Annotated in this window: 26 protein-coding genes; 17 read left to right on the forward strand and 9 right to left on the reverse strand. The window is 54.4% G+C overall.

The window, feature by feature from the left end; all coding sequences use genetic code 11:
• The first annotated feature begins 11 nt into the window (after positions 1-11).
• Genes KHW85_RS06815 through KHW85_RS06825 form a run of 3 tightly spaced genes read left to right on the forward strand, consistent with a single transcriptional unit; the run spans position 12 to position 2,478 of the window.
• On the forward strand, positions 12-1,556 hold the full coding sequence (locus tag KHW85_RS06815; RefSeq protein WP_291459310.1) for a sodium-dependent transporter: 1,545 nt from the start codon (positions 12-14) through the stop codon (positions 1,554-1,556).
• Positions 1,553-1,711 carry a methionine/alanine import family NSS transporter small subunit gene (locus KHW85_RS06820; protein ID WP_291459311.1) on the forward strand — a complete coding sequence of 53 codons (159 nt, stop codon included), beginning with the start codon at positions 1,553-1,555 and terminating at the stop codon, positions 1,709-1,711. The genes KHW85_RS06815 and KHW85_RS06820 overlap by 4 nt, the downstream gene beginning before the upstream one ends.
• Positions 1,712-1,719: 8 nt before the next feature.
• Positions 1,720-2,478, forward strand: a complete 759-nt coding sequence (locus tag KHW85_RS06825) for an HAD-IIB family hydrolase (protein ID WP_291459312.1) — start codon at positions 1,720-1,722, stop codon at positions 2,476-2,478.
• Here the strand turns inward: KHW85_RS06825 and KHW85_RS06830 are convergent.
• The 3 genes from KHW85_RS06830 to KHW85_RS06840 all read right to left on the reverse strand — a co-directional run bounded on the left by KHW85_RS06830 (position 2,464) and on the right by KHW85_RS06840 (position 4,655).
• Positions 2,464-3,324: an RNA methyltransferase gene (locus tag KHW85_RS06830; RefSeq protein ID WP_291459313.1), complete on the reverse strand. Its 861-nt coding sequence runs from the start codon at positions 3,322-3,324 to the stop codon at positions 2,464-2,466. The two genes, KHW85_RS06825 and KHW85_RS06830, sit on opposite strands and share 15 nt — an antisense overlap.
• 31 nt (positions 3,325-3,355) lie before the next feature.
• Positions 3,356-3,868 carry a hypothetical protein gene (locus KHW85_RS06835; protein WP_291459314.1) on the reverse strand — a complete coding sequence of 171 codons (513 nt, stop codon included), beginning with the start codon at positions 3,866-3,868 and terminating at the stop codon, positions 3,356-3,358.
• Between the two features lie 169 nt (positions 3,869-4,037).
• A complete protein-coding gene (locus tag KHW85_RS06840; protein WP_291459315.1) occupies positions 4,038-4,655 on the reverse strand; it encodes a DUF3043 domain-containing protein in 618 nt (205 codons plus the stop codon).
• Between the two features lie 100 nt (positions 4,656-4,755).
• On the opposite strand from KHW85_RS06840, the gene KHW85_RS06845 reads away from it, so the two are divergent.
• The 5 genes from KHW85_RS06845 (at position 4,756) to KHW85_RS06865 (ending at position 9,018) form a co-directional block, all read left to right on the forward strand.
• Positions 4,756-6,108, forward strand: coding sequence for a M20/M25/M40 family metallo-hydrolase (locus tag KHW85_RS06845; protein ID WP_291459316.1), 1,353 nt, complete (start codon positions 4,756-4,758; stop codon positions 6,106-6,108).
• A complete protein-coding gene (locus KHW85_RS06850) occupies positions 6,109-7,065 on the forward strand; it encodes a glycerate kinase (RefSeq protein ID WP_291459317.1) in 957 nt (318 codons plus the stop codon).
• Positions 7,066-7,155: 90 nt separating this feature from the next.
• Entirely contained in the window at positions 7,156-7,509 is a 354-nt protein-coding gene (erpA, locus tag KHW85_RS06855; RefSeq protein ID WP_291459318.1) for an iron-sulfur cluster insertion protein ErpA, read from the forward strand.
• 10 nt (positions 7,510-7,519) lie between these two features.
• Positions 7,520-8,491, forward strand: a complete 972-nt coding sequence (locus tag KHW85_RS06860; RefSeq protein WP_291459319.1) for an FKBP-type peptidyl-prolyl cis-trans isomerase — start codon at positions 7,520-7,522, stop codon at positions 8,489-8,491.
• 131 nt (positions 8,492-8,622) lie between these two features.
• Positions 8,623-9,018, forward strand: coding sequence for a hypothetical protein (locus KHW85_RS06865; protein ID WP_291459320.1), 396 nt, complete (start codon positions 8,623-8,625; stop codon positions 9,016-9,018).
• A gap of 42 nt (positions 9,019-9,060) precedes the next feature.
• Here the strand turns inward: KHW85_RS06865 and KHW85_RS06870 are convergent, their stop codons facing one another.
• Positions 9,061-9,702 (reverse strand): 3'-5' exonuclease, encoded by a 642-nt coding sequence (locus KHW85_RS06870; protein ID WP_291459321.1) that lies wholly within the window; start codon positions 9,700-9,702, stop codon positions 9,061-9,063.
• 37 nt (positions 9,703-9,739) lie between these two features.
• Between KHW85_RS06870 and KHW85_RS06875 the strand changes: the two genes are divergently transcribed.
• From KHW85_RS06875 to KHW85_RS06885, 3 genes are all read left to right on the forward strand, one after another.
• A complete protein-coding gene (locus KHW85_RS06875) occupies positions 9,740-10,567 on the forward strand; it encodes a lysophospholipid acyltransferase family protein (protein ID WP_291459322.1) in 828 nt (275 codons plus the stop codon).
• Between the two features lie 119 nt (positions 10,568-10,686).
• Positions 10,687-11,901, forward strand: coding sequence for a pyrophosphate--fructose-6-phosphate 1-phosphotransferase (locus tag KHW85_RS06880; RefSeq protein WP_156335449.1), 1,215 nt, complete (start codon positions 10,687-10,689; stop codon positions 11,899-11,901).
• A gap of 2 nt (positions 11,902-11,903) precedes the next feature.
• Positions 11,904-13,319 (forward strand): class II 3-deoxy-7-phosphoheptulonate synthase, encoded by a 1,416-nt coding sequence (locus KHW85_RS06885; RefSeq protein ID WP_291459323.1) that lies wholly within the window; start codon positions 11,904-11,906, stop codon positions 13,317-13,319.
• A gap of 127 nt (positions 13,320-13,446) precedes the next feature.
• Here the strand turns inward: KHW85_RS06885 and pknB are convergent, their stop codons facing one another.
• Positions 13,447-15,429, reverse strand: a complete 1,983-nt coding sequence (gene pknB / locus KHW85_RS06890; protein WP_009409327.1) for a Stk1 family PASTA domain-containing Ser/Thr kinase — start codon at positions 15,427-15,429, stop codon at positions 13,447-13,449.
• Between the two features lie 96 nt (positions 15,430-15,525).
• Here pknB and KHW85_RS06895 point away from each other — a divergent pair, with 96 nt between their 5' ends.
• Positions 15,526-15,876 (forward strand): Rv2175c family DNA-binding protein, encoded by a 351-nt coding sequence (locus tag KHW85_RS06895; RefSeq protein WP_026066551.1) that lies wholly within the window; start codon positions 15,526-15,528, stop codon positions 15,874-15,876.
• A 52-nt stretch (positions 15,877-15,928) separates the two neighbouring features.
• Here the strand turns inward: KHW85_RS06895 and KHW85_RS06900 are convergent, their stop codons facing one another.
• On the reverse strand, positions 15,929-17,020 hold the full coding sequence (locus KHW85_RS06900; RefSeq protein ID WP_291459324.1) for a polyprenyl synthetase family protein: 1,092 nt from the start codon (positions 17,018-17,020) through the stop codon (positions 15,929-15,931).
• Positions 17,021-17,094: 74 nt separating this feature from the next.
• On the opposite strand from KHW85_RS06900, the gene KHW85_RS06905 reads away from it, so the two are divergent.
• Complete coding sequence (locus KHW85_RS06905) at positions 17,095-17,496, forward strand: universal stress protein (protein WP_291459325.1); 402 nt, start codon at positions 17,095-17,097, stop codon at positions 17,494-17,496.
• 107 nt (positions 17,497-17,603) lie between these two features.
• Positions 17,604-19,232, forward strand: coding sequence for an RNA polymerase sigma factor (locus KHW85_RS06910; RefSeq protein ID WP_291459326.1), 1,629 nt, complete (start codon positions 17,604-17,606; stop codon positions 19,230-19,232).
• Between the two features lie 79 nt (positions 19,233-19,311).
• Here the strand turns inward: KHW85_RS06910 and KHW85_RS06915 are convergent, their stop codons facing one another.
• From KHW85_RS06915 to KHW85_RS06925, 3 genes are read right to left on the reverse strand one after another with little or no spacing between them, the layout of a single operon-like run.
• The gene (locus KHW85_RS06915) at positions 19,312-19,779 is read right to left on the reverse strand and encodes a YbjN domain-containing protein (RefSeq protein WP_009409332.1); all 468 of its coding nucleotides are present in this window, start codon (positions 19,777-19,779) and stop codon (positions 19,312-19,314) included.
• A gap of 16 nt (positions 19,780-19,795) precedes the next feature.
• A complete protein-coding gene (locus KHW85_RS06920) occupies positions 19,796-20,251 on the reverse strand; it encodes a YbjN domain-containing protein (RefSeq protein ID WP_009409333.1) in 456 nt (151 codons plus the stop codon).
• Positions 20,252-20,311: 60 nt separating this feature from the next.
• Positions 20,312-20,533, reverse strand: a complete 222-nt coding sequence (locus tag KHW85_RS06925) for a hypothetical protein (protein WP_034251889.1) — start codon at positions 20,531-20,533, stop codon at positions 20,312-20,314.
• Between the two features lie 150 nt (positions 20,534-20,683).
• Here KHW85_RS06925 and KHW85_RS06930 point away from each other — a divergent pair, with 150 nt between their 5' ends.
• The 3 genes from KHW85_RS06930 to KHW85_RS06940 all read left to right on the forward strand — a co-directional run.
• Positions 20,684-22,792, forward strand: a complete 2,109-nt coding sequence (locus KHW85_RS06930) for a DNA topoisomerase IV subunit B (RefSeq protein WP_291459327.1) — start codon at positions 20,684-20,686, stop codon at positions 22,790-22,792.
• Between the two features lie 55 nt (positions 22,793-22,847).
• Positions 22,848-23,867 (forward strand): GNAT family N-acetyltransferase, encoded by a 1,020-nt coding sequence (locus KHW85_RS06935; protein ID WP_156335455.1) that lies wholly within the window; start codon positions 22,848-22,850, stop codon positions 23,865-23,867.
• A 15-nt stretch (positions 23,868-23,882) separates the two neighbouring features.
• Positions 23,883-24,661, forward strand: a 779-nt coding sequence (locus KHW85_RS06940; RefSeq protein ID WP_291459328.1) for a GNAT family N-acetyltransferase, incomplete at its 3' end; no start/stop codon positions are given.

The raw sequence follows: 24,661 nt of genomic DNA on the forward strand, positions 1-24,661 counted from the left end.
GGAACGTTTACATGAGCACGGCAGCATCTCCTGCGAAACGTCGCACGCGCGACACATGGACCAGCCAAACTGGCTTTTTAGTGGCGGCTATCGGTTCCGCGATCGGATTGGGTAATATCTGGCGATTCCCAGGTGTTGCATACACCAATGGCGGGGGAGCGTTCCTTGTTCCCTATCTCGTTGCTCTGCTTTTCGCCGGTATCCCGATCCTTTGGCTCGAGTACGCCGTCGGCCATAAGTTCCGTGGAACCCCTCCCTGGGCCTTCCGCCGTATGAACGCCAAGGGAGAGTTCCTTGGTTGGTTGTGCGTCTTCATTTGCTTCGTGATTATTACCTACTACGCCGCAGTTGTTGCGTGGTCGGGAAGCTACGTCGTCTATTCGATTACCGAGGCCTGGGGTGAGGATTCAAAGACATTCTTCCTTTCTTCTTTCCTGGGAACCGTCGGTTCTGATGAATTCTCGTGGACTCCGGTAGCGGCAGTTGCTATCCCGCTTGTCTTGGTATGGGCCTGCATTTTGCTCATTGCCTCTTTTGGCATCTCACGAGGGGTCGAAAAGGCCAATAAGATTTTTCTTCCTCTTCTGGTTGTCCTCTTCCTCGCTCTTGTTGTGCGTGCGCTCTTTCTGCCCGGTGCGTTGGAAGGCCTGAGCGCTTTCTTCACACCTAATTGGAGTTCCCTCGCTCAACCCAAGGTGTGGCTCGCCGCGTTCGCTCAGATCTTCTTCTCGCTCTCTGTTGGCTTTGGAATCATGCTGACCTACGCCTCGTACCTCCACAAGAAATCGAACGTTACCGGAACTGCTTTGGTCGCTGGCTTTGCTAACTCGTCCTTCGAAATTCTTGCTGGTATTGGTGTGTTCTCAGCGCTGGGGTTCATGGCGCATTCGCAAGGAATCGCTGTTTCTGAGTTGAAGGGACTGACCGGTCCGATTCTTTCCTTCGTGACCTTCCCGAAGATTATTTCGATGATGCCGGGCGGTCCGCTTTTCGGAGTCCTGTTCTTCTCTTCGCTTGTCCTCGCAGGCGTGACCTCTTTGCTCTCGCTCTTGCAAGTGGTTTCTGGTGCAATTCAAGATAAGTTTGCCTTGACCCCCGCGAAGGCTTCGCTCGTCATGGGGATTCCAACAACGATTATTTCTTTGGCGCTTTTTGCGACACGTTCTGGTCTGAATACCTTGGATATCGTTGATAACTTCATCAACAATGTGGGAGTTGTTGGGTGCGCGATTGCCATGGCGCTCTACAGCGCACTCGTACGCCCCAGGCTTCGGGGTCTGCGTACGCACCTTAACTCTGTTTCAGCGCCGTCGATTCCTCCCGTATGGGACTACCTCGTTGGTATCGTCATTCCCCTGGTACTGGCATTCATGATGGTGACCTCAGTGATTTCAAGCATCAGTGAAGGATACGGCGGCTATGCCGGGTATCTTGTGAACATCTTCGGGTGGGGATCTGTCGGTTTCGCTCTCCTCGCATCCGCAATCGTTACTCTGATGCCCTGGTCGCATCCTCAGCGCTCAAGCACCTCGTCAACATCTAAGGAGATCGCATGAACCCCGCTGCTATCATCATGATGATTGTGACGATCCTTCTGGTATGGGGAGGGCTTGTTGCATCCATGGTTATGCTCAGAATCCTGCCAACTCCGGATGGCGATGAGGAGCATGAAACTCTTGCTTCGCAAAAGGCCGAAGTTCCGACACGATAGGGGAAGATGTGCGCCTCGTCGCCTTTGATCTTGATGACACCCTGGCACCGTCGAAGTCTGCACTTCCGGAGCCGATGGCCAATCAACTTCGTGCACTGCTCGACTGTGTCCCAGTGTGCGTGATCTCTGGCGGAGAGTTTGGACAGTTTCGCACCCAGCTACTGGACAACCTCGGCGCTTCTTCTTCTCAATTAAAGAACTTGCATCTCATGCCCACCTGCGGGACGCGCTACTACCGTTGGGATGAGCGGGATGCTCAGTGGGAACAGGTCTATGCCAATGACCTGACTACAGAGCAGCGTGAGCGCGCAATCGCGTCGCTCGAACGCCATGCGCGTGAGCAAGGGGTATGGGAATCCCATCCTTGGGGAGAAATCATTGAGGACCGAGGTTCGCAGATTACCTTCTCAGCGCTGGGGCAGAAAGCTCCTCTAGAGGCAAAGCGCGCGTGGGACCCGACAGGTGACAAGAAGCGGGCTCTTCGCGATGCGGTTGCAGGGGATCTTCCAGACCTTGAGGTCCGTGGGGGAGGATCAACTTCAGTTGATATCACGCGTCACGGAATCGATAAGGCCTACGGGATGGGCAAGCTTGTTGAAATCACTGGAATCGCACCAGAAGACATGCTCTTCATTGGGGATCGGCTAGACGAGGCCGGCAACGATTATCCAGTGAAGGTTGCAGGATACCCGACCCTCGCTGTGAGTGGTTGGGAAGAATGCGTTGGTGTGATCGCGGATATTGTGAAGGAATTACGCGCGAGGTAGTCGCGTTGCCCACAGGGCAACCGCACTTGCTGCAGCAACATTGAGCGAATCAACACCGCCCATCATCGGGATACGAACGACGTAATCGGTGCGTGACAGGGTGCTCTTCCTCAGGCCATCGCCCTCCGTTCCCATGACCAAGGCAATGCGTGAATCTTTATCTGTCATCACGGGCATCGTTACGAACTCATCAAGGCTAACGGAATCATGACTGAGAGCCAGAGCTGCCAGAGAAAATCCTGCAGCGTGCAGGTCATCGTTTGCCGGCCAGTCGTCCAATCTGGTCCACGGGACTTGGAAGACCGTTCCCATTGAAACACGAACGGAGCGCCGATAGAGAGGGTCTGCACATTCTGGAGTGACAAGAACTGCATCCGCACCGAGTGCGGCAGCGCTTCTAAAGGCGGCACCCACATTCGTATGGTCGACCAGATTTTCAAGGATCAGAATACGCTTTGGTCCTTCTCCTAAAGAGGAGAGAAGATCTGCCACCGAAGGTAGAACAGGGCGTTGCATGGAAGCGAGTGCGCCACGGTGAAGATGGAAGCCGGTGATGCTCTCCAGAATCGGTTCAGGAGCAATGAAGACAGGTACCTCGCCGCCGTCCGTGGCTCCTAGGAAGCGCTCGAGGAGTGGTTCGAGGTCAGGGAGCCACCGCGGAGCCATGATGAGCGAGCGTGGGTGATGTCCGGCCTCGAGAGCACGGATGATGACATTCGTTGACTCTGCCATGTATAGGCCGCGTTCGACTTCCAGACTCTTACGAAGATGAACATCGGTCATTGAGGTGTAGTCGGCTAGGCGTGGATCCTCGTCGAGCGAGGCGGATGTCAGATGAATGAGCATTCCTTTATTGTGCCACTGACGCGTTGTGCGCTCAGTCCCACCAAAGCCACCAGCCGGGGCCGTGAGTCTCATCCATACACGCAATCGGTTCGCATTCGTCCGGCCTGCAATAGCCGTCGAATCCCAGTTGCTCCTGAAGGCGTTCCCACACACCGTCTTCATGGATGAGCGCCCACGGGCTTTCGCGGTAGTTCAGTGCTGATGCGTCTTCAATGAAGAGTGAATCGATGCTCATCCTCTCATCCCATCGCGGTGCAAGAACGAGGTAACCACCCAAAGAAACGCGCGGATTACGAAGCGCCGCGGTAAAAAAGAGGTCCAGCGGGGGTGCGTTATTCTGCCGATCCTGCAGGTTATCCGGAGGAAGAAGGGGACGGATCTTTTCGATTCGCGAGCTGTCTAAACCAGAGAATCTGAAGAAATCAGAAGTGACCTGAGTATCTGTGAGCGACCGGAGAATTTTAACTAGTCCGCAGTTTTCAACCCATCCAGTTTCTCCGTAGAGCGGAGGAATACTTTCAAGGGCCGAAGAGTGATGCGCCATGATTGTTCCTTTCATAAGCTTTTTGCATCACGAGTCTCCCTCTGCGCTGAAGTTGTAGTGGGGCCCCTCAAGAAATCTGTGGAAAACGCCGAATAGATGGCTACCCTGTGGATAAAAAAAGAGGGGTGCAGGCGAATAACCTTTACCCCTCCAAAATGAGATCGCGGGACTATCTCTTTGGGAACTGTCCGCGCTCGACCTGCGGACGAGGTGAACGCCACGGACGCAGCATGATTGCGCGCGAAAATGCGTAGAACCACATGCGGCGAGGCATGGACTCGCGCGGGTAAACCTCGCGGACCTGACGCTTGATGCGCCGCCATACAATGCTGGTTTCGACTATCGCAACGAAGAACAGGCCGTACATAATCAGCATGACAATGAAGAGCGCGCGCTGACCGGCAGCTGAGGTGGAGGCGAAGAAAGACACGCTGAAGAAAACGACGAAAAACAGAATCATCACTGGGAAGACGAACTCTGAGAGGGACCAGCGAGCATCGAGCCAGTCGCGAGTAAAGCGCTTCACCTTGCCCTTGTCGCGTAGCGGCATATGGCGCTCGTCTCCGGTGATCAGCGCTTCTTGCTGGAGGCGGTCTTGTTCAAGACGCATCGCGCGAGCGCGCTCACGTGCGGCTTTCTTGGCAGCCTTACGATCCGCAACAATCAAGGAATGATCATTGCGTGCTTGGGCTTGCTTACGCGAAGGCGTCGGACCGCTCTTCGAACGATCGTTCGCAGTCTGAGGCTGAAGAGTTTCTTCGGATTCTGACTTCTTTGAGCTCAACACGTCTCTAAGGGTAATAGATCGATAGTGCGATCGGCACATTCTTGTCCGCTAAGAATGGAATCATGCGAGCAGAAACTTGTAGAAGAGATACTCTTGCCTTATGAATATCGATGAACTTCGTGAGCGCCTTGACGCTCTTTTCCCGCAATTGGTTGATGAGCTTTCTCAGCTTGTGGCCATTCCCTCCGTCTCTTCGGATCCGGCTCACGCTGCGGATGTTGACCGTTCCGCTGAGCATATTCGTTCGCGTTTTGAGGCCCTTGGCCTAGACGCTCAGATTCACTCAGTGACGACTCCTGAAGGAGTTCAAGGTAAGCCGGCAATCCTTGCTCGTTCCCCTCATATTGAGGGTGCGCCGACGGTCCTTCTTTATGCTCACCACGATGTCCAGCCAACTGGAGATGTCGCACGTTGGCACTCAGACCCCTGGACAACCGTTGTTAAGGCTGATCGCATCTATGGACGCGGAACTTCTGACGATGGTGCGGGTGTCATTGTTCACCTCGGGTCTTTGAGCCTCCTTGGTAAGGATCTAGGTGCGAACGTTGTTGTCTACATCGAAGGCGAAGAAGAAATCGGCTCGCCCTCTTTTACTCACTTCCTTGAGACCTACCGTGACCAGCTCGAAGCCGATGTCATTATCGTGACTGACTCGGATAACTGGAAGCCGGGGGAGCCTGCGCTTACGACAAGCTTGCGCGGCAACTGCGCTTTCACAGTTGATCTCACCGTCGCCGACCACGCTGTTCACTCAGGAATGTTTGGCGGCCCGATGATTGACGCTCCCAGCTGCGCTGCTCTTTTGATTGCCTCGCTTTACGATCAAGATGGCAACATCGTCGTTGAAGGTTTGGGTGGAGATGACCGCGCAGAGGTTGATTGGCCCGAAGACGAGTTCCGCGCGGCAAGCGGAATGCTTGATGAGGTTCGACTTGCTGGCAGCGGAGATCTTGCGGCCCGTACCTGGACGAAGCCCTCCGTATCACTGATTGGCTTTGATACGACCAGCGTTGCGAATTCATCGAATACGATCATTCCCCACGTTCGTTTCCGTCTGTCGATGCGCACGGTTCCCGGTGTTGACCCGCGTCAAGCAATGGATGCGATTGAGAAGCATCTTCGTGAGCACGTGCCCTTCGGTGCACGTATCGAGTTTTCTGATGTCGACCTAGGGCCCGGATACCTTGCTGATGTCGATTCCCCAGTCTCACACGTGGTCAAGCAGGCGCTTACTGACGCATGGGGTGTTCAAGCAGTCAATATCGGTGTCGGCGGTTCTATTCCGTTCATTTCCGAGTTCCAAGAGACCTTCCCTCACGCACAGGTCGTCGTCACCGGCGTTGAAGATCCGCTGACGAATGCTCACTCTGAGGACGAGTCTCAGTCACTTCCCGATCTGAAGAACGCTGTCCTCGCAGAGGCGCTGGTCTTGTCTCGCCTGGCTGAGAAGTAAGTGGGACGCGCGTTTATTACGGGGCATTGGGGGCAGGAAAATGATCCTGCCCCCGTGCTTCGTGCACTTGCTCAGAGCTTCTCGGCAGGTGCGCCTTCGTGGGAAGTTTCCTTTTTACCCTTTGGACCCGGTCAGGCCTTTGCCGAGGCCATGGAGGACGATCAACGTTTTTGTGTCCTTAGCGTGGGGGATGGGGACTGCCTTCACGAGGCCGGGCAGCGCTTTCGTGAGGTGCTTGCAGAAGGGAAAGTCCCCGTCCTTGAGGGTGGTCACCTCACAGCAACTGATGGTGGGGTGAGCTTTCTTGAAAGTATTTCCGGAGCGAAGCGAAGGGCGAAGGAATCGCTCGAGGCATGGTTTGCGCGCGCAATTGAGCACGCACAAAACGCTGTATCGGGTCAGGAGTTTTATGCCGCCTACTCGACGTCACGCCCGCTCTTTGGCCCATCCTCGACATTGGCTCTCGAACCAGACCTTAGTCTTCGAGTCAGCGGAGATACAGCCTTCGATCGACGATGGGCGGAGCTGCTTCACAAAACTATGCGCCCGCAACTTGCAGTCAGTGGGCAATCGGCCTCGGTAGTGGAACCCGGAAGGCTTCCCGGTTCGGGGGCTAGTGGGGGTGCTGCAGCGATTGTTGGGCTTCTCGGTGGCCGTTTGGTCTCCGATGGTGACTTCTTACTCCACCACACCGACTGCGAAAGCTCAATTGAGGCATCTGACCTTGTGATCATTTGTGAACCAGAGCTACATTCACCGGCTTTGGCTGAATCTAGCCTTGATCTATTAACTGAAATCGCGTCGAGATCAGCTATACCCGTTCTTGCTATTGGCGCGCATTCCACTCTATCGGCACATGAGCGGGCCCAGTGGGGGATTCATGGGATTCTCGTTGATGAAACTGGAAACCTTGATGCTCTGGGATACCGCGCTGCTCGTACGTGGGCTAGGCAGTGACAATTCGCTCTCAGCTTTGAAGATGGCGCTCGTGCCTGAGTAGCCTTAGGCTAGAGGTTATTCCTATAAGAAAAGAATTAAAGGAGCAGCATGTCTGAGAACACGACTGAGACTGCAACCCACGACGTCATCCTGACTGATGTCGCAGCACAGAAGGTCAAGAGCCTTCTTGAGCAGGAAGGCCGCGACGATCTCCGTCTGCGTGTCGCCGTTCAGCCCGGAGGCTGCTCTGGCCTGATTTACCAGCTCTTCTTCGACGATCGTTTGCTCGATGGCGACGCTGTCCGTGATTTCGATGGTGTTGAGGTTGTTGTTGACCGTATGAGTGTTCCCTATCTTGCAGGCGCAACCATCGACTTCTCTGACACCATTGAGCGCCAGGGATTCACGATCGATAACCCCAATGCGCAGAACACTTGTGCATGCGGTGAGTCTTTCGCCTGATCGGAGAATTGTGAAGAAGCTACCTGCTATTGGTGCCATCCTACTGACCTGCTCTCTTGCCCTTGGTGCCTGCTCAGGCCAGTCAAAGGACTCTCAATCGGCATCACCTTCGGCCTCGGCAAGTGCAACCCGGTCGGCTTCAAGCTCTGAGGGGTCACCTCAGGTTGATCGAAGCGGCCAGGGTAATTTCCCGGAGGTAAGCGGTGATTTCGGGCAGAAGCCCGAAATTAAAGCCGGATCGGGCAGTGTGGGTGACGCGATTTTGGTAAAAACCCTCCACAAGGGTGATGGCGCAACCGTCGGCCTCGATGATATTGTTCAGGTCAACTACGCAGGTGCGCTCTTCAGCGATGCCAAGGTTTTTGATTCTTCTTTCCAAGATGGTCGCACCCCTATCGCTTTCAGCCTCAACCAGGTGATTAAGGGATGGAAGTACGGTCTGGCGGACGCTCATGTTGGCGATCGTGTTGAACTCGTCATCCCATCAAAGTGGGGTTACGGCGCTCAAGGTTCGGGTTCTTCAATTCCCGCAAATGCTGACCTCGTCTTCGTCGTCGATATTTTGGGAACTGTTAACCCGAACGATACCTCTCAGCTGACAAGCGCAACGCCGACCGGAAATGAACTTCCAGCGGGCATTACTGTTAGTGGTGATCTCGGTAGCCAGCCCACGGTCACTTGGGGACAGAGCGCGCCCACACAGGCCTCTAAGGTCGTCATCGCTGAGGGACACGGTGACAAGGTTGCTGTTGGCTCGACAATTATTTATCAGGGTGTCGGAACCGTTTTTGGTAACGATGCTCAAACACAGTCGACATGGGGACAACAAGGTGCCCAGGTTGTCAGCGTGAAGGACGGTAATCAGCTTATCGGCTTCACCGCGGGCTCGCGGGTACTCCTCGTATCTGCTAGCAATGGGGCTCAAGGGCAGTCTCCGCAAGCGATTGTCGTTGACATTCTTGCTGTTATCCCTGAAAAGTAGTTTGTTCATCTGAACTACTGCGGTAGAGCAAACAACACGTGTGGGGAGCTGGAGTTCCAGCTCCCCACACGTGTATGAAAAAGCGGTTAGAATACCCAGAGTAACGATCTCTTAACGTTGAGGAGCGCATCGTGAGTGAAACACCCGTGAAAGTTCTGGTCTTCAGTGATAACTCGTCCACTCGCCAGGCAGTGATCACAGGTGTCGGTTTCAAAGCATCGAAAGATACGGCTCCTATTGAATGGCTTCAAGCCGCCACGAAGTTCGGTGTCCTCGAGCTTGTGGACAATAACTCGGATATTGCAGCCCTTGTTCTTGACGGAGAAACTCAAAAGGAAGGTGGCATGTCGGTCGCGAAGGAGCTCGCCGGTACCCGCCAGGATGTTCCTCCAGTCCTGATGCTCACCGCTCGTCCCCAAGATGACTGGCTGGCAACATGGGCAGGTGCAAGCCGTATTGTCAGCGCACCATTTGACTCACAGGAGCTTCAAGAAGCCCTCGCGGAGCTTCTGCGTCAGCGTCGCTGAAACTCGTCCTTTTCAACGTAAAGTACGCGCGGCCTCGGGAAATTATGAGGACAAAGGGTACGCAGGCGAGCAGTAAGCAAGGGGATCTTTTCCAAGACTTTCTGCGCATTCACACAACTTATAGAACAACATGCCCGTGGCCAGGGCATCGTCCAGTGCGCGATGCTGGCCGCCACCTAATTTAAAGTGTTCACGCAGCGTCGTGAGCTTGTGATTGGCGACCTCGGATGGGAGCAAGGCACGAGCCATTGACAGTGTGTCAATAGGCTGAAAATGGGGGAGTCGGATACCGCTGGTCCGTTGAGCTCGCTCAAGGAACCCCCAATCGAAGGTGACATTGTGTGCGATAAGGCCTGAAATTTTTTTCTGATCGCATAGATGCTCTGCCCACTGGCAAAAATGCGAAAAAACAGTGTGAAGATCCGGGGCGTGGGCAAGTGTTTCATCGTTAAGTCCCGTCAAAGCAGTAATGAATGAAGGCAACGGGCTTCCGGGGTTGATGAGTGCTGAAAAGCTATCGACAAGCTCGCGGTTTTCGTAGACTGCTGCCCCGATTTCAATGATGGTATCGTTGGAGCTAAGTCCAGTTGTTTCTAGATCTACTACCAGCCATTGAGCGTGGTCCCAAGCTGGGATCATTGCGGTTTTTCGCCGATCGGGCTGTACAGTAGAACCATTGGTCATAACCACGATGCTAGCGGTTGATCCGGGTGGAGGAAACATGGGTCTGTATCAAGCACTGAAGCTGACGGGCACTCCGATTCTTAAGGCTGCGTATCGTCCGTGGATCCGCGGGAAAGAAAACATCCCTAAGAGCGGTCCGGCGATCCTCGCTTCTAACCACAACGCTGTCTGGGACTCTGTTTTTCTACCCATGATGATTGACCGTGAGGTTGTGTTCATGGGTAAAGCCGATTACTTCACGGGTACCGGCCTTAAGGGGTGGGCAACGAAGGAATTCATGCGTGCTGTTGGCACTATTCCCGTTGATCGCAGTGGCGGCCGCGCATCTGAAGCCGCATTGAAGGCTGGACTCAAGCGCCTCAGTGAAGGTGAACTTTTTGGAATCTACCCCGAGGGCACGCGTAGTCCCGATGGGCGCTTATATCGTGGGAAGACGGGTGTTGCACGCTTAGCGCTCTTATCGGGCGCTCCTGTCATTCCTGTGGCGATGATCGGCACTCATGCGGCTCAGCCAATCGGGCAGAAAATTCCTTCGAGAACCAATATCGGAATGGTCATCGGAGAGCCTTTGGATTTCAGCCGCTATAAGGGGCTGGATAAAGATCGCTACGTTCTTCGTGCGATCACCGATGAGATTATGTACAACCTGATGCTCCTTTCTGGTCAGGAGTACGTCGATCTCTATGCTGCTGATGTAAAAGCTCAGCTTGCCCAGGAAGGCGCTTTTGACGGCCCGGTTCCCTCGAACGGGAAGAGTGCGCCCGGTGGGCGTGAGGCCCCTGAGGTTCAGGTTCCGACTGCACCTGAGGAAGACGTTGAACAGATCCCCGAAGAAGAAACAGACGACTCTGGGGATCAAGACTGATAGCGACACCGCCGTGTCCCAGAACAAGGTCCGGGGCGGCGAAGGACCTACACTCTCGATAAGATAAGTATCTGGCGCGCTTCTCTTGCTGCGCGTGAAGAAAACTGAAAGGTTGACTCATGACGGTTCGTCGTGTTGCTCTCTTGACCGCTGGTGGCTTTGCCCCCTGTCTTTCGGCTGCTGTTGGTGATCTCATCGAGCGCTACACCCAGGTTGCTCCCGAGGTAGAAATCATCCTTTACCAGTACGGCTACCACGGCCTTCTGACCGGCAACTATGTTGTCGTTGACGAAGAAGGACGCCGTAACGCAGGTATTCTTCGCGAGTTTGGTGGTTCGCCCATCGGTAACTCTCGCGTCAAGCTGACCAATGCAAAGAACCTTGTCGACCGAGGCTTGGTTGAAGAAGGCGTCGACCCGCTTGCATTTGCTGCCGAGCAGCTGCGCAAGGATGGCGTTGATGTTCTGCACACCATCGGCGGTGACGACACAAATACGACCGCAGCAGATCTTGCAGCTTACCTGCACGAGCACAACTACGAACTCACCGTGGTTGGCCTTCCTAAGACCATCGATAATGACGTTGTTCCGATCCGTCAGTCTCTGGGCGCATGGACCGCGGCGGACGAGGGTGCACGTTTCGCATTTAATGTGATCGGCGAACACCGCTCGAACCCCCGCATGCTCATTGTTCATGAGTGCATGGGACGTAACTGTGGCTACCTGACGGCAGAGACCGCTCGCCGCTACCACGAGCTGCTCGACACCAAGAACTGGGCGCCTTCCTTGGGCTTGACCCGTGAGCGTTGGGATGTCCACGGCGTTTACGTTCCCGAGGCCGCTCTTGACATTGCCGGTGAAGCTGAGCGCCTCAAGGCGATCATGGACGAGCAGGGTAACGTCAACATCTTCCTGTCAGAAGGTGCAGGCCTTCCCGAAATTATCGCCGAGATGGAAGCCAATGGCGAAGAGGTTCAGCGTGATCCCTTCGGCCACGTCAAGCTTGACACCATCAACCCCGGCCAGTGGTTTGCGCGCAAGTTTGCAGCGCTTATTGGCGCCGAAAAGGTGATGGTTCAGAAGTCCGGTTACTACTCACGCGCGGCAGCAGCACACGAGGAAGATCTTGCACTGATCAAGCAGATGTGTGATCTTGCCGTCGAGTGTGCACTTCGCGGTGAAAGCGGTGTCATCGGTCAGGATGAAGAGAATGGCGACCAGCTTTCTGCGATTGCCTTCCCGCGCATCGCCGGTGGCAAGCCTTTCGACATTACGCAGCCGTGGTTCACCGATCTGCTCTCGCAGATTGGCCAGCCTGTGTCTGCAGCGCAGTGACGATGGCTTCATCTTCTTTCCCGGGGCGTGGCGATTTTTCGCTGCGCCCCGGCTCACCTGAACTCTTCGCCCCTGCCGCTACTGAAGAATCTGCTCCCTGGGAATCTTGGCGTTCCAAGCGCGCGCTTCAACAGCCGAGCTACCCAGATCCCGAGGCCCTCGACTCCGTATTGGCTGAGTTGCGTCGTCAACCCCCCTTGGTTTTCGCCGGCGAGGTAGACGATCTGCGAACGAATCTCGCTGCCGCCTCTCGCGGTGAGGCCTTCGTCCTCACGGGTGGCGATTGCGCTGAGACTTTTTCCGAGGCAACAGCTGACCATCTGCGTTTGAAGATCCAAACTCTTCTTCAGATGGCCGTCGTCTTGACCTATGGTGCGTCTTTGCCTGTGATCAAGATTGGGCGCATTGCGGGCCAGTATGCGAAGCCGCGCTCTTCAGATATGGAGACCCGTGGAGACGTCACGCTTCCCTCATACCGCGGTGATGCTGTCAATTCGTTTGAATTCACTCCCGAGTCGCGCATTCCAGATCCCACGCGCTTGTTGGATCTGTATCATCATGCCGCATCGACGCTGAATTTGATTCGTGCCTTCACTCGTGGTGGCTATGCTGACTTGCGGCTGGTGCATCACTGGAATCGTGGTTTTACTGCTAATCCGGCTTATGCGCGTTATGAGTCTCTTGCTGAGGAGATTCACCGTGCGGTGAAGTTCCTTGAGGCAGCCGGTGTGTCCAGTGTGGCCCAGATGCGTAGCGTTGACCTCTTCTCCTCGCATGAAGCTTTGCTTCTGGATTATGAGTCCGCGATGACCCGAATCGATTCACGCACCGGGGATCCTTACAACACTTCCGGTCACTTCTTGTGGATTGGTGAACGTACTCGTGGCGTAGACGATGCGCATGTTGAATTGCTTGCGCATGTGCGTAATCCGATCGGCGTCAAACTTGGACCGACGACATCGATTGATGATATGCGCCGTCTGGTTGACCGTTTGAATCCTGAGGGCGAAGAAGGGCGCTTGACCTTCATCACGCGTATGGGGGCGGATAAAATTCGCCATGCATTACCTCCTCTCTTGGAGGCACAAGCGCGCGACGGACGCCCCGTCACCTGGGTGACCGACCCGATGCATGGAAATACGATCACCTCATCGACGGGTTACAAGACTCGACGCTTCGAGACGATCATGGATGAGGTCACCGGTTTCTTTGAGGCCCATCGCGAAGCTGGAACGGTTCCCGGTGGGATTCATGTCGAGCTCACGGGGGATGACGTTACAGAGGTTCTTGGCGGCTCCGAGCAGCTTGATGAAGAGGCTTTGCGTGATCGCTATGAGACACTAGTAGATCCGCGCTTGAACCACCAGCAGTCTTTGGAGATGGCATTCCAAGTCGCGGAATACTTAAAGAAAGAGTAGCTGAATCCGATCGGTATTTCGCTTGAGTTTCTGCAAAGAGATTATGGGTGAGGGGTGAAGAACGAATGTTCTTCACCCCTCACCCATAGGCAAAACTAGGCTTTAAAACTTCCCGGCCGTGAACAGACTAGACAATCGTCAGTGTCACTGTGGTTCCTCGAGGAACCACAGTTCCAGCGGCGGGATCGGAAGAACGCACAGTTCCGAATAGTCCACCCATAAAGCGTTCAACACGGACCTGAAGGCCGACGCGCTCGAGGGCCGCACGAGCCTGACTTTCTTGAAGTCCTTGAACAGTGGGGATCTCTACCGTTTCAGGGCCCTTGGAGACCGTGTACTGGACTTTATCTCCGCGATGAAGAGTTGTGCCCGCAGCAGTTTCTTGGGAAATGACGGTTCCCTGAGCAACTGTCGATGAGAATGCCTCAGTTTCCTCTGCGCTCAGTCCCATCGATTCAAGTGTTTGGCGGACTTCACCGGCACTCTTACCTTTAATATCGGGAACCGTTAAGGGCTCACGGCCCTTGGAGACGACAATATCAACCTTTGTATCGTGGCGAACCGATGCTCCCGCTGGGACAGATTGTGAGATGACCTTGCCCTTCTCGACATCTTCGGACCAGTCTTCGCGAACATCGCCGACTGCCAGTCCCGCGGTCGTCAGCGCATTCTTCGCTGCGTCTGTTTCCATGCCACTGAGGTTTGGTGCGTTACGCATGTCAACGCCCTTTGAGACGACCAAAAGAACCTCAGCGCGTTTGTGGACAGCTTCGCCGCTTCCCGGTGTCGATGAGATGACATTTCCTTGAGAAACGGTATCTGAGAAATCTTCACGTTCTTGGAAATTCAGGTGAAGCGACCGTAGATCATTCTCGACATCAGAAACAGCGCGTCCATCGGTGACGGGCATGGTCAGGTAGGAACCCGGCCCGTATTCATGCCACCACCAAAAGCCTCCGATGACACCAACAATGAGCAGGGAAACAATCAGGGCGAGAACTTTGCCAAAGCGCTTCCGGGTGCGTGCCTGTGGCGCAGCGTGGGCAATGCCGCCAGAGACATGAACGATAGCTTGCGAGGTCGCTGGGAGCTTTTGTGCCGGAAGGGGAGAAGTCAACTCGACAAGCCCCAGCGCGGTCGTGCGCTGTTCGTTGTCCTCAGTGGCATCAATAGCTGCACGCCGATTCATTAGCTCTGCTGGCAGTGAGGTGCGTGCACGCATCACCAAATCAAGGGCCTCTTGAGCATCAACGGGGCGATCCTCGGGGTCCTTAGCGGCAAGCGATGCAACAAGATCATCAATTTCGCGTGGGATCCACGGCTCAACTTCAGAAGGAAGCGGGACAGAGTCGTTCACATGGTGATAGGCCATTTGCATGGGATTTTCGCCCTGCCAGGGAACTGAGCCCGTGAGCATTTCATAGAGCATGATCCCAACGGCGTAGATGTCACTTCGCGCATCGCAGGTTCCAGTAGTCGCGATCTCTGGCGCCATGTATGCGACCGTTCCAAGCATCGAACCGGTCGTTGACATTGATACTTCTGAGGCTGCACGTGCAAGACCGAAATCGGTAACGCGAACAGGGCCTTCACTGGGCACTAAAACATTTTCGGGCTTGATATCGCGGTGGATCACGCCAACTCGATGCGCAGAACGAAGTGCTTCAAGAACATCTTGCGTGTACTGAAGGGCCTGAGCGAGGGTGAAGGCACCCTGTGCCTGCAAGAGCGCACGGAGGTTGGTTCCGTCGATAAGTTCCATCACCAGGAAGCCTTGGCCGTGAATTACTCCCTGATCAAAAACCGAAACGACTCCCGGTGAAACGATTCGCGCGGCTGCGCGGGCCTCGCGCCTAAAACGCGCAACGAAATCAGCAGATTCTGCCAAGTGTGGGTGCATGACCTTGAGCGCAACTGGACGGTCCAAGCGCTCATCGTGCGCGACGTAGACGGTAGCCATACCACCGCGCGCAAGGCGGGCTTGGATCCGATATCGCTCATCGACGAGCAGGCCGATCAATGGGTCAGAAGGCGCAGATGACCCCTGGCCGGCAGTGCCATTTTCGGCGTCGCTGCGGTCCTCGGGGTCAAATTCTGTCTCAGAAGTCATCGTTAGGATTTTACTGGAGATTTCAGGTGATGCGCGCAGGAAAGCCCGCGAGCCGTGCTGGGGCGCGAATCCCTTCCCACGCTATATCATTGTCCCATGAGTGAAGCTGTTTCCCTTCTGTCCGTTCAAGAGGTTGCACGCAGGCTTGGTATCGAGCCTCGCCGAGTTAAGCAGTTGGTCCGCGACCATATCCTCTTTACCTATACCGATGGAGCAGGAAACTCTGGGATTCCCGAAGAAATTCTGGTCAAGACTGATAACGGATACGAACCCCTTTTCAATCTTCCCGGAACGCTCACTTTGCTTGCAGACGGTGGTTTTAGCCCCGAAGAGGCTGCTCGCTGGCTCTACACCGAGCATGAAGAACTAGGGGAGACACCAATGTCTGCTCTTCTAGGCGGGCGCCACCACCGCGTGAATCGCATTGCTTCTGTTCTGGGATTCTGATCTTTACGGGTGATCTCGATTTGAGGTGCTGAGTTTCTCTTGGAACTCGTGCTTACTTCGAGCGCTTGATGAGCATTGCCGCGACCTCGCTCAACAGCTGGCGCTGATCGGCATTGAAATTGCTGGATTCCAACGCAAGGAAGCCCTCGGCCTCGAAAGTCGAAATGACTTCTTCGTGGCGACGACGACCCCGACGCTTCACAATCGCGCGAAGTTCTTCGAGTTCCTCCTCGTCGAGCTCAGGATTGCCGAGGCCGTGGGCAAGCTTTGCCCGCTCGCTCGCATTTGCTTCTTGCCAGGTGAGGGCAAGGAGATAGGTACGTTTTCCTTCGCGTAAGTCATCTCCTGCGCTCTTACCCGTAACTCGTGGATCTCCAAAGATTCCAAGGTCATCATCACGCAGCTGGAAGGCATGACCCCAGGGGCTAAGGATCATTCGCAGTGAATCGGTATCTGATCGGGATGCGCCCAATGCGAGGGCCCCAAGGGTTGCCGGGATGACGACCGAGTAGTTAGCGGCTTTGTGAGAGACGATTGTCAGTGCAGTCTGTGCGTTAATTGCCTGCGGGTCATTAACATCCAGTGGTCGTTGTTCAGCGGCGATATCGAGGAATTGCCCAATTGCGACTTCGGCGTGCATCTGCGCATAGAGCTCCATAACACCATCGCGGTAGTGGGGGATTGCCTCGCATTGGCGAATCATTGCCAGTTCAGCTGCGGAGAATAGGAAATCGCCAGCCAGGATTGCGGAACTAACCCCGAAATCTTCGCTATCGCCTCGGGACAAAGTAGAACGGTGATGCGCCGTGAACGCCGCATGCGCGGAGGGGCGACCACGACGCGTGGGTGCGTGATCAATGATGTCGTCATGGACCAGAGCGCTGGCTTGGTAGAGCTCCAATGCTGCGCCAAGATCGTCTAGATTGAGGCTCTGCAGAGGTGAATGATTCGCGATGCTGCCGCCGACAAAAGCGAGGAACGCCCGGAAACGTTTGCCTTCCTCAAGACTTGAATGGGCTACCTGAAGAAGTGAGGAGATCTGAGCGGCTGGCGCGATTGTGTCAGCAAGGTCTTGGAGAACGGTGTGGGCACGCTCCTCGATCCGTGGTGCTAAGGCCTGAAGCTGCTCGCTCAATGAAGTCATGTGACCAGTCTATAAAACAATTACACGTCTTTAAGTCCCTGCTCTTATGATGAAAATGCAATCAAGGAGGTTTCGTGGCAATTGTTTTGAGCTACTACGGGAATCGCGAGTCTGATGCCGCGCTGGATCAGGCAATACGTGTGGCGTCCTGGATGCGGACATCATTGATGATTGTTGTCGCATCTCACGAGTGTGGGGGCACCTTTGCTGACGAGAATTCGGCTGAGGCGCATTTATGGGACCGTCTAGATGGAAGCGAAGTCTCTTTTGAGGTCATGCGTTGCCGACGTGATATGTCAATGGCGGAAACCGTGCTTGATTGGGCACGTAGGATCGACGCGGATATGATCGTGATCGGTTTGCGACCTGGTGGTTCGAAGAACGCAACGATCGGAAATACAGCGACTCAGATTTTGCTTGATGCGCCCTGTCCGGTGATGACATCTTCGTGGCGTTTTGAGGATGTGAACGCCTAGTTTCACCCTTATTTGCGCAGCTTCAAGCTGCGCGAGTGACAAAGGGATAGTTATAATTGTAGGCAGTCTGTCGCCGTCCAGTGGATTGGCGGCTCATTTGCCAACCCATGAAAGGGATTCGAGTGTCTCCATCTCGCGCTACCAGCGCCCGCGATACTGAAGATGAAGCCCCTGAGGTCAAGAAGGCGACGCGTACGCGTCGCTCGTCAAAGACTACATCGGTAGAAGCCCAAGCGGAAGAGGCCGAAGCGCCAAAGAAGGCTGGGAAGGCGAAGAAGACTAAGAAGACCGCATCTACCGCCACCGATTCTGCCGCCGCAACGGAAGAGAAGGCTCCTGCTAAAAAGCGCGCGGCCAAGAAGACCACTGCTTCAAAGAGCGCAAAGGATGAGGGCGCTGCAGAGGCAGAACCTGAAAAGAAGCCGCGGACACGTAAGACGGCAAAGAAGGCTGAAGAAAGTACTTCCGCTCAGGAAGCTGCCGCAAAGCCTGCGAAGCGGACGCGGAAGAAGAAGGCTGAAAAGGTCGAAGAGGTTCCTCAAGATTCTCAGTCTGAAGAGGTCGAGGATCTCGAAGAGGACATCGTCGAAGAAGCACAACTTGAAGATGTTGAAGATATTGATGCCGATGTCAACGACATTGAAGTAGATGCCGATGACGAGGATGAAGATGACTCAGAGGACAAGGACTCCGAAGATGAGGCTTCGTCGCAGGACCAAGATTCAAAGCCTCAGGCGGTAGCAGCTGTCCGTTCAAAGGGCGGTTTTGTCGTTTCTGATTCTGATGAAACCGATGAACCTGTTCAACAGGTTACTGTCGCGGGTGCAACAGCTGACCCTGTTAAGGACTATCTCAAGCAGATCGGTAAGGTCTCGCTTCTTAACGCAGAGCAAGAAGTTGACCTTGCCCGTCGAATCGAAGCTGGTCTGTATGCCGAAGAATTGCTGAAGACTACTTCCAACGATTTGAGTTCTCGCCAGCGCCGTGAGCTTCATATCCTTGCCCAGGATGGTCAGCAGGCAAAGAACCACCTTCTCGAGGCGAACCTCCGTCTTGTTGTCTCGCTGGCAAAGCGCTACACCGGACGTGGAATGCAATTCCTGGATTTGATTCAGGAAGGCAACCTTGGCCTTATTCGTGCGGTTGAAAAGTTCGACTACACGAAGGGCTATAAGTTCTCGACCTACGCGACCTGGTGGATTCGTCAGGCGATCACGCGTGCGATGGCAGACCAAGCGCGTACTATCCGTATCCCCGTCCACATGGTCGAAGTCATTAATAAGCTTGCGCGTGTTCAGCGTCAAATGCTTCAAGATCTCGGTCGTGAACCCACTCCTGAAGAGCTCGCTAAAGAACTGGATATGACTCCTGAAAAGGTTGTCGAGGTTCAAAAGTACGGACGTGAGCCGATTTCTCTGCACACTCCTCTTGGTGAGGATGGCGATAGCGAGTTCGGAGATCTGATCGAGGATTCTGAAGCTATTGTTCCTGCAGATGCTGTGTCTTTCACTCTGCTTCAAGAGCAGTTGCACCGAGTTCTCGACACCCTCTCCGAACGCGAAGCAGGCGTCGTTTCGATGCGTTTCGGTCTTGGAGATGGACAGCCTAAGACTCTTGATGAAATTGGCAAGGTCTACGGAGTGACGCGAGAGCGTATCCGTCAGATTGAATCTAAGACAATGTCGAAGCTTCGCCATCCCTCTCGTTCGCAAGTCCTGCGTGACTATCTCGACTGAGAACTAGATACATGTGAGTGGGGCCGGAAACCTTCAGGTCTCCGGCCCCACTCACATGTATATCAACTGATGTTAAATATCAGTCTTCGTCGCTTTCCTTCGGAATACCAAGGGTTTCACGAATGTGATCGAAGAGCGACAGCGATGTTGCGATTGCGCAATTGACATGCTGGAGAAGCTGCGCATCGGTTGCGCCGTGCTCGTAATCGACATTGACCTCGGTCATGATACGAAGAGGCCCTGCCTCGCTGGGGGCATAGAATGCCTTCGGCCAGATGCGGTCACGGTGCCAATCTTCGATGACGCTTGCGAGTTCATCTTCACGTTCAGCGGGAACCTCTTCGGCCATACGTGCGGTGACCTGCAAGATTTCCTGATCCTGCCCCATGAAGAGGAAGAAGAAAGGCGCGCCGTCCCAGCGGCCGCAAACGTCGTCATCATCATCGCGGCCGTAGTACCAACCCTGGCCGTCAAAGATCTTTTCGATGCGTTCCTTGGAGATGGGGCGTACTGAGTCGCCCGTTTCAGCGGAATCAAACCAACCCATAGTGACGTCCTTCCTCTCAGAGTCCCAGTGCCTTGGCAAGTTCGTTATAGAACTCTTGGCCAGTTCCCAGTGCGCACGCGATCTGTTGGTTCAGCTGTGCGTCAGTTGCGCCGTGTTCCCAATCGACCGAGTTCTCGCAGAAAATGCGAATCTCGCCCTCGTCGTTGATGCGATGGTAAGCCTTCGGCCAGAGCTTTTGGCGGTGCCATTCGCGAATGAACGCGCGGACCTCTTCAAGGCGCTCGATCGGAATCGAGAGGTGCCACATGGACTGAATGTGGAGAATCTCCTGGTCCTTGCCACGAAGCATGAAGTAGTAGGTATCGTCATCCCAGGTGCCGCCGAGATCATTATCAGAATCGACGAAGTAGTGCCATCCGCGTTCTTTGAAAAGAGCGATGAGCCTTTCCTGAGAGATCGCCGGAGTCAGCGGAGCGCTCTCTTCCGGTTTTGGCCGTGAAAACAGACCCATGTGTATGTCCTCCTTGGAAGGGAAATATCACCACAATGGTAGACGAATGTGATCTAAAAGTCAGCTCTGCTGATTGGCGAACTCTCGCTCATCGATGATGTCCAGAGCCTTCGGGGTAATTGCCTCGAGGTGCTGGTTCGCATGATGAGCGCAGAAGTTGAGCGTCCCCGTAGCTAAGGTCACGCGAACCCACGCACGAGCACCGCATTGATCACAACGGTCTTGAGCGGTAAGGATAGGGGGAAGGGTCTGGCGTGAATTCTCAGTAGTTACGGTATTCATAGAATCTATAAGACCATGCCGGTGCTGTATTTTGCCGAGCTTTTCCGTCTTTTCCGCCAATGGCCGAAAATTTCTCTGGAAAGGGTCACAATTTTGCGCTTTCGGTGCGTAAATACGCGATAAATTGATTGTCCTTCGTACACTATCGGGGTGAGTGAAACCCCAGCCTCAGACTATTCTGCGCGCCACCTTTCAGTCCTCGAAGGTCTGGAAGCTGTCCGCAAGCGCCCCGGCATGTACATCGGTTCGACGGACCACCGTGGTCTTATGCACTGCCTGTGGGAAATTATTGATAATGCCGTTGATGAGGCCCTTGAGGGTTTCTGCGACACAATTGATGTTCGACTACACCCGGATCATTCGGCTTCGGTCGCCGATAATGGTCGAGGCATTCCCGTCGATGAGGTGCCGGGGGTTGGACTGTCGGGTGTCGAGGTTGTCTTCACGAAGCTGCATGCTGGTGGAAAATTCGGTAGCGGCTCGTATGCTGCTTCAGGTGGCCTTCATGGTGTTGGCGCGTCTGTTGTCAACGCTCTTTCTGCCCGAATGGATGTCGAGGTTGATCGTGGTGGGAAGACCTGGCAGATGTGTTTCAGGCGTGGTGAACCAGGCGAATTCGACGATTCTCGCCAGCGCACTCCAAATTCCCCATTCACTCCCTTTACCGATGAATCTCGTTTGAAGACCGTCGGAAAAGTTGCCAAGAAGAAGACGGGTACTCGCGTACGTTTCTGGGCAGATTTCCAAATTTTCCCATCCGATGAGGGTTTTACCTGGGAAACCTTGCTGGCACGTGCGCGTCAGACGGCCTTCTTGGTGCCCGGCCTAACGATTAATTGCTTCGATGAGCGCGGGGAAGAAGTTGTCCACGAATCCTTCCGCTTTGATGGTGGCGTGGTTGACTTCGTTGATTGGCTCTCTAACGACGGTGCTGTCACTGACACCTGGCATATCCAGGGTGAAGGATCATTCACTGAGACTGTTCAAGCGTTGGATCCTGAAAGCGGGCATCTTCGTGCTGTTGAAACCGAGCGTATCTGCGAAGTTGATTGTGCCCTTCGCTGGGGGATTGGCTACGATGCGCAGCTGGAATCCTTCGTTAATATCATCGCTACCCCGAAGGGTGGAACGCATGTCGCGGGCTTTGAACAGGCCGTTTTGAAGGTTCTGAGAAGCCAAGTTGATAAGAACACGCGAAAGCTCAAGGTTAGCGCAAAAGATGGACGCCCAGAAAAGGACGATGTTCTTGCTGGGATGACAGCGGTTGTGACAGTTCGTTTCCCAGAACCACAGTTCGAAGGACAAACCAAGGAAATCTTGGGAACACCGCAGATTCGTACGGTTGTTGCACGCGTTGTCGGGGATTGGCTCGAGAGTAAGTTTGCTTCGTCCAAGCGTGACGATAAGCAGCAGACCAGCGCACTCCTCGAGAAGGTTGTCGGTGAGATGAAGGCGCGCGTCTCTGCGCGCATGCACAAAGAAATTTCCCGGCGGAAGAATGCACTTGAGACGTCTTCTCTTCCTGCAAAACTCGCGGATTGCCGTTCTGAGGACGTTGAACAGACCGAGCTCTTTATCGTGGAGGGCGATTCTGCCCTTGGCACCGCGAAAGCTGCCAGAAACTCGCAATATCAGGCTCTTTTCCCCATTCGAGGAAAGATTTTGAATGTCCAGAAGGCTTCAACTGCGGATATGTTGGCGAACGCTGAATGCGCGAATATTATCCAGGTGATTGGAGCGGGCTCTGGGCGGACCTTCGATATTGAACAGGCGCGGTACGGCAAGGTGATCTTGATGACTGATGCTGACGTCGATGGGGCGCACATTCGCACACTGCTCCTCACCTTGTTCTTCCGCTATATGCGACCGATGGTTGAAGCCGGCCGGGTCTATGCTGCGGTCCCTCCTTTGCACCGCATTGAGGTAGCGGGTAAAGGACGCAAATCTCGCGAGTTTATTTATACGTATTCAGAAGAGGAACTTCACCGTCAGCTTGCCGCTCTTCGCAAGGCTGGTCGAACCTGGAAAGAACCTATCCAGCGCTACAAGGGCCTCGGTGAAATGGATGCCGATCAGCTAGCTGAGACAACAATGGATCGAGCCCATCGTGCACTTCGTCGAATCACTTTGGCTGATGAGGCTGCTTTGCGTCAGGCTGAAGATGTTTTTGAGCTCCTCATGGGACAAGTCGTTGGTCCTCGACGCGACTTTATTGTTGAGGAAGCAGCAGGAATTGATCGCGAGCGCATTGACGCATAGGGGCGGCTTCCCGCTCAAGTGGGACTGAAGGCCCGTAATCCCGTAGAATATGTGCATGACTGGACTTGCGGAGCGTTTAAAACCGCCCGCGCTCGTCTCTTTTCCAGGTTCTCACCTTGGTCTGCGTTGGCGCTCTCTGATCCCTTCGGATCTTGGGGCTGTCGCAGAGCTGATTCGTCAGGTTGAGAAAGAAGATGACGCGATTTTCAGGACATCGTCGAAAGAAATCGCTGACCTGGCATTAGGACAGTGCGGTGCTGCACCCCTCGAAGTAATCGTGGGGATTGCCCAGGACCAAGGTATTGTCGCTCTTGGTTCTGTGAAGATTCTGGCCAGCCTAACCGAGGCCGCGGTAGCGATCGTTAACGCGGTGATCCACCCATCATGGCGAGGCCGTGGTGTTGGCCGTTCTCTGCTCCACTGGCAGGACGGGCGTGCACGCCAAATGCTCGTTGAGTATTTCGGTGCCGACTGTGAACTCCCAGCCTCTATTGCTAACTGGGTTGACGGTCATATGACAGATCGTCGTCGTCTGTATATTGCTGCAGGTTTTTACGCTAAGCATATGTTCCAAGTGATGTATCGCGATCTAGAGGGCTCAGAGAGCCGCGGACCGGTACCTGAGGGACTGCATGTTGTGCCTATGAGTGAGGTTTCTTTCTCTAAGCTTCATCACGTACATTCCGAAGTTTTTGCGGATCATCCTCTCACCGAGGCTCGAGATTTTTGGTGGGAGCGTGCACTCGAAGATTACGAGGATCGCTGGTCTTTTGTTGCCCTGAGTGATGATGGTGAAATAGCTGGCTACTGCATGTCTGGTCGCCCAGCAGAGAGCTGGATTGCCCACGGTCGTCTTGAGGCTTATATCAACACCATTGGTGTTGCGCCGGCATATCGCGGAAAGGGCGTCGCCTCGGCAATGGTCTCTGCCGCGACGCACGCTGCTACTCAAGACGGGATGAGCCGTATTGGGATTGATGCGGATATTAAGAGCCCAACACATGCGCAAGCCGTATATGAACATCTGGGCTTCCTCAATGACCGTACACGTGTCTTTTACAGTATCGATCAGTAGGGCGCGTACTCGTCAATGGCTTCATATCAAGTAGATAGGGGAGTCGAGGCATATCCTCCTTTCCCCCAGGAACACCACGGAATCGTCTGGCGTCAGCTGGACGCTCGTGACCTGCATGCCCTGAGCGCTCTTTTTGCGCGAATGGAGGCAAGGGATAATCCTCCCTATCGCACAGCCTTTGCGGAAGTAGAGGAAATGCTTTCCCCGGCCTCGTTATGGTGGGGGATTGCGGCTTTTGCGACGAAAGGAATCGCGCAGGGGAGAATGGTCGCTTTCGCTCAGACGCGATTGCGCTTTTCAGAGCGTATTGAATGTGTCTGTCAAGGCGGAGTTGACCCCGATTTTCGTAGGATCGGTTTAGGTAGTTCGCTGCTTGAATGGCAAATTGCAGCTGCTCGTTCAATGCTTGAGCGAAATAAAGATAATGGCCAGCGCGCGATTGTGAGCTTCGTCGAAAATTGGCAGGACGAACTTGAAAACGCCCTTAAGGCTCGAGGCTTCCATTGGGAACGCACCTATTACGACCTACGTGCGAAACTCGACCCACTTCCGCAAGCGCCTTCCCTCGGTTCGTATATGACGATCGAGCAGTGGAGCCCTTCATGGGATGATGAGCTGCGACGCGCAGCAAACCTTATTGCGCAACAGCAAGGCCGAGCCGCTCTTACCGAAGAACAATGGACGATGGGACGTAGTTCTTTCGCTCCCGATTGGTCCTATATCGCGGTGGATCGACGTTCCGATCGCCCTCGGATTGCAGGTTTTACGCTTGTTTCAAAGTACGAGCAAGATTG

The organism is Actinomyces sp. oral taxon 181 (assembly GCF_018370895.1).
GTDB lineage: Bacteria > Actinomycetota > Actinomycetes > Actinomycetales > Actinomycetaceae > Pauljensenia.